This is a genomic window from Rhodanobacter aciditrophus (genome assembly GCF_050026795.1).
Lineage (GTDB): Bacteria > Pseudomonadota > Gammaproteobacteria > Xanthomonadales > Rhodanobacteraceae > Rhodanobacter_A.
This window is the reverse complement of sequence record NZ_JALBWP010000004.1, coordinates 1-633: the sequence shown is the minus strand read 5'-3', so window position 1 is coordinate 633 and position 633 is coordinate 1. Positions and strand designations below refer to the sequence as shown.

The window sequence follows — 633 nt, the reverse complement described above, 5'->3', positions numbered from 1 at the left end:
GCCGTCCATGCCCGCCTCGCGCGCCCGCGCCTCGTCCGCCTCCCCCGAGCGCGCCGTCACCGCCACGATCGGCACGCGCTTCCCCGCCTCCCGCTGGCGGATCAGCCGCGCCACCTGGAAGCCGTCCACGCCCGGCAGGTCCAGGTCCAGCAGCACCGCGTCGTAGGCCACGCGGTCCAGCTCGGCCAGCGCCAGCAGCCCGTTCGCCACGTGGCACGCCGCATGGCCCTGCTGCTGCAGCAGCCCCGTGATCACCGCCGCCACGATCGCATCGTCCTCCACCAGCAGCAGCCGCAGCGGCTGCCCGCCCGCCGGCGACGGCGATGCGTGCCCGTGCGGCGCATGGCCCACCTCGATCAGCGGCAGCCGCACCAGGAACGTGCTGCCGTGGCCCAGCCGCGACTGCAGCTCGATGCTGCCGCCCATCATCTCCACCAGCTCGCGGCAGATCGCCAGGCCCAGGCCGCTCCCCGCCCGGCGCTGCGGGCTCTCTTCCTGCTCGAAGCGCTGGAACAGCCGCGCCTGGCTCCCCTCGGGGATGCCCGGACCGGTGTCGCTCACGCTGAACAGCAGGCTGTCGCCGCTGCGCGCGGCCCGCAGCGTCACGCTGCCGCGCTCGGTGAACTTCAGCGC

The 633-nt window shown here is 75.2% G+C and carries 1 protein-coding gene; it reads right to left on the bottom strand.

Annotation, left to right across the window (positions count from 1 at the left end):
* Positions 1-633, bottom strand: a 633-nt coding sequence (locus ACQGNW_RS00040; RefSeq protein ID WP_426661015.1) for an ATP-binding protein, incomplete at both ends; no start/stop codon positions are given.